Annotated in this window: 3 protein-coding genes; all 3 read right to left on the bottom strand. The window is 63.3% G+C overall.

Annotation, left to right across the window (positions count from 1 at the left end):
- Positions 1-40 precede the first annotated feature (40 nt).
- On the bottom strand, positions 41-2,896 hold the full coding sequence (gene gcvP / locus ACR0KJ_RS19310; protein ID WP_480627449.1) for an aminomethyl-transferring glycine dehydrogenase: 2,856 nt from the start codon (positions 2,894-2,896) through the stop codon (positions 41-43).
- A 112-nt stretch (positions 2,897-3,008) separates the two neighbouring features.
- Positions 3,009-3,374 (bottom strand): glycine cleavage system protein GcvH, encoded by a 366-nt coding sequence (gene gcvH, locus ACR0KJ_RS19305; protein WP_170456856.1) that lies wholly within the window; start codon positions 3,372-3,374, stop codon positions 3,009-3,011.
- An 18-nt stretch (positions 3,375-3,392) separates the two neighbouring features.
- Positions 3,393-4,476: glycine cleavage system aminomethyltransferase GcvT (gene gcvT, locus ACR0KJ_RS19300; RefSeq protein ID WP_480627448.1), on the bottom strand; the 1,084-nt coding region annotated here is incomplete at its 5' end.

Below are 4,476 nucleotides of genomic sequence, written 5' to 3'. Positions count from 1 at the left end.
ACCCCCCGCCTTTCTGTGGCGGGGGGTTGTGTTTGTGTTGTTATTCAGCTGCGTCTTTGTATGCGTCCATTGGGGGGCATGTGCAGACGAGGTTTCGGTCTCCGTATGCGTTGTCGACGCGGTTGACGGGGGACCAGTATTTGTCGACGCCCATGGAGCCCGGGGGGAAGCAGGCCTGTTCGCGGCTGTAGGGGCGGTCCCAGTCTCCGACCAGATCGCGCACCGTGTGGGGGGCGTTTTTCAGCGGGTTGTTTTCCGCGTCGATCTTGCCGTCGATGATGTCCTGCGCTTCCGAGCGGATCGAGAGCATGGCGTCGCAGAAGCGGTCGAGCTCGGCCATGGGCTCAGATTCGGTCGGTTCCACCATCAGGGTTCCGGCCACCGGCCAGCTCATGGTGGGCGCGTGGAAGCCGGAATCGACCAGACGTTTGGCGATGTCGTCGACGCTGATGTGGCCTGCCTCGTCCAGGGGACGGGTGTCGAGGATGCATTCATGCGCCACCCGGCCTGTTTCCGAGGTGTAGAGGATCGGATAGGCCTCCTTCAGACGCGCCGCGATATAGTTGGCGTTCAGGATCGCCACTTTGGTCGCCTGCGTCAGACCCGCGCCGCCCATCAGCAGCACATAGGCCCATGAGACCGGCAGAATGGACGGCGAGCCAAAGGGTGCCGCCGAGACCGGGCCCACGGCGGTGCCGTATTCCGGGTGGCCGGGCAGGTGTTCGGTCAGATGCGCCTTGACGCCGATCGGACCCATGCCGGGGCCGCCGCCGCCATGGGGGATGCAGAAGGTCTTGTGCAGGTTCAGGTGGCTGACATCGCCGCCAATGTCTCCCGGACGCGACAGGCCGACCATGGCATTCATGTTGGCCCCGTCGATATAGACCTGACCGCCATGGTCATGGGTGATCTGGCAGACCTCCTGCACGGTGGTCTCAAAGACGCCATGGGTGGACGGATAGGTGATCATGCAGGCAGCGAGGTTATCCGAATGCTTTTCCGCCTTGGCGCGGAAGTCATTCAGGTCGATATTGCCGTTCTCATCCGCCTGCACCGGCACAACCTGCCAGCCCACCATCTGGGCCGAGGCCGGGTTGGTGCCATGGGCCGAGGTCGGGATCAGGCAGACATTGCGCTGCCCTTCGCCACGGGCGAAGTGGTAGTTGCGGATGGTCAAGAGACCCGCATATTCGCCCTGCGCGCCCGAGTTGGGCTGTTGGCTGATCGCGTCATAGCCGGTGATCTGGCACAGCTTGTCGTTCAGATCGGCGATCATCTCGTGATAGCCCTGCGCCTGATCTTCGGGGCAGAACGGGTGCAGGTTGCCGAACTCGGGCCAGGTGACCGGGATCATCTCGATCGTGGCGTTCAGCTTCATGGTGCAGGACCCCAGCGGGATCATCGCCCGGTCCAGCGCCAGATCGCGGTCGGCCAGACGGCGCATATAGCGGGTGATCTCGGCCTCGGCCCGGTTCTGGTGGAAGATCGGGTGGGTCAGGTATTCGCTTTCCCGCAGCGCGTAATCGGGCAGGCGGTAAGCCACGTTCGAGCTGTCATCGGTGCGGTCGATGCCGAAGGCACCCCAGACGGCCTCGATGGTCTCGGGGCGGGTCTGTTCGTCCAGGCTGATGCCCACTTTCGTGTCGCCGACCTTGCGCAGGTTGACGCCGCGCGCCACGGCGGCCTCCATCACCGTTGTCTGCAGATGGCCGACCTCAACCGTGATCGTGTCAAAGAACACCTCGGGTTCAACGGCAAAGCCCGCCTCTTCCAGGCCAGCGGCCAGGCGCGAGGTCTTGCGGTGCACCGATTGCGCGATGGCCTTGATGCCGTCGGGGCCGTGATAGACCGCATACATCGAGGCAATCACCGCCAGCAGCGCCTGCGCGGTGCAGACATTCGAGTTCGCCTTCTCGCGCCGAATGTGCTGCTCGCGGGTCTGCAGCGACAGCCGGTACGCCTTGTTGCCGCGGCTGTCGATGCTGACGCCGATGATCCGGCCCGGCATCGAGCGTTTCAGCTTGTCGGTGGTCGCCATGTAAGCGGCGTGCGGGCCGCCATAGCCCATCGGCACGCCAAAGCGCTGGGTCGAGCCGATGGCAATATCCGCGCCCATCTCACCCGGGGATTTCAGCAGCGCCAGCGACAGGATGTCGGCGGCGACAATGGCGATGGCTTTATGTTCGTGCAGCGCCGCGATTTCCGATGTGAAGTCGCGCACGTGACCATGGGTGCCCGGGTACTGGAAGATCGCGCCAAAGACGGCGCCCGCGTCCAGCGTGTCCGGATCGGCCACCTGCACGTCGATGCCCAGAGGCTCGGCGCGGGTTTTGATCACCGCGATGGTCTGCGGGTGGCAGTTCTTGTCGACGAAGAAAGCCGCGTTATTGGCTTTCGACCGCCCGCCGCGCTTGGCCATCGCCATGGCTTCGGCTGCGGCTGTGGCTTCGTCCAGCAAGGACGCGTTGGCCACATCGAGCCCGGTCAGGTCGCTGACCATGGTCTGGAAGTTCAACAGCGCCTCAAGACGGCCCTGGCTGATCTCGGGCTGATAGGGCGTATAGGCGGTGTACCAGGCCGGGTTTTCCAGGATGTTGCGCAGGATCGGCGCGGGCGTGGTGGTGCCATAATAGCCCTGACCGATCAGCGAGGTCAGAACGGTGTTCTTGCTCGCCACCTCTTTCATGTGGAACAAAGCATCGCGTTCCGTCATCGCCGGACCCCAGTCCAGCGGCTCCTTCTGGCGGATCGCGGGCGGGACGGTGGCGTCGATCAGCTCGTCCAGCGTCTTGAAGCCGATCACCTTGAGCATGTCGCGCATCTCGGTCGGGCTGGGGCCGATATGGCGGCGATTGGCGAAGTCATAGGCTTCGTAGTCGGTCAGTTTGAAGGCCATCGTTGCGCTCCTCAGGGATAGGTCAGGCCCGGCGGAGACTGCGGGAGCCTCCGGCGGAAGTATTTGGAAAAAGGTGAAGGGGCGGGTCCGCGCAAGGATCCGCCGTGATTTCTTAGCCGATGAAGGCTTTGTAGCCAGCTTCGTCCATCAGATCCTCAAGCTGCGACGCGTCCGCGATCTTGACCTTGTAGATCCAGGCCTCGCCCTCGGGGTCTTCGTTCAGCGCGCCGGGGTTGTCGGCCAGCGCCTCGTTGACCTCGACAATCTCGCCATCCACCGGGGCGTAGAGTTCCGAGGCCGCCTTGACGGATTCGATCACCCCGATCTCGCCGTCCTTCTCGAACTCGTCGCCCACTTCCTGCTGCTCGACAAAGACCACTTCGCCCAGCTGCTCGGCGGCATGTTTGGTGATGCCCAGAGTGGCCACGTCCCCTTCGACGGTCAGCCATTCATGCTCTTCGGAATAATAGGTTGCCATGCTGTCTCTCTCCTGACTTCAACGCTTGTAATTCTGGGTGACAAAGGGCAGCGCCACGATCTGCGCCGGTTGCGCCTTGCCCCGGATGATCAGGTTCACCTTCTCTCCCGGCTCACCGTGACCGGCGGACACGTAGCCCATCGCCACCGGGCCACCCACCGTGGGGCCAAAGCTGCCCGAGGTGATCTGACCGATGGTGTTGCCATTGCTGCACTGGATCTCCACGCCCTGACGCGCCGGGGCGCGGCCATCGGGCTTGATGCCCACCAGCTTGCGGGCGGCACCCTCGGCCAGTTCGCGTTGGACACGCTCGGCCCCCGGGAACCCGCCCTCTTCCTTGCGGCGCTTCTGGATCGCCCAGCCGAGGCTGGCCTCAATCGGCGAGGTGCTCTGATCGATGTCATTGCCATAGAGGCACAGCCCCGCCTCCAGCCGCAGGCTGTCACGCGCGCCCAGACCCGCCGGTTCGCAATCCTCATGCGCCAGGAAGGCCTTGGTGATCTCGATGGCCTTGTCCTCGGGGATCGAGATCTCATACCCGTCCTCGCCGGTATAGCCCAGCCGCGAGATGCGGCATTCGGTGCCCATAATGTCGGCCACGGTGGTTTCCATGAACTTCAGATCCCGCGCCGCAGGGCAGAGTTCCCCCACAACATCCTCGGCCTTGGGACCTTGCACCGCGACCAGAGCCCGGTCGAAGATCTCGGTCACGTCTACGCCATCGAGGTTCGCCTTCATATGCGGAATGTCCTGATGCCGCAGCGCCGCGTTCACCACCACAAAGAAATGATCCCCCGCATTCGACACGATCAGGTCATCCATGATCCCGCCTTCGGCATTGGTAAAAAACCCGTACCGCGCCTTGCCTTCCTTCAACGTCGCATAGGCCTGCGGGCAGATCGCCTCCAGCTTCTCACCCACATTCTCACCCCGCAGGATCACCTGACCCATATGAGACACATCAAACACCGCCGCCTTCTCACGACACTGCTTATGCTCCCCCATAATCCCCATCGGATACTGAACAGGCATCTCCCAGCCCGCAAAATCAACCAGCTTACCTCCCAACTCAACGTGCAAGGCGTACAAGGGCGTGCGTTTC

This window comes from Ruegeria sp. AD6, from assembly GCF_056542325.1.
Note: the sequence above shows the minus strand (reverse complement) of the source record. Positions and strands in the feature narration are given on the sequence as shown.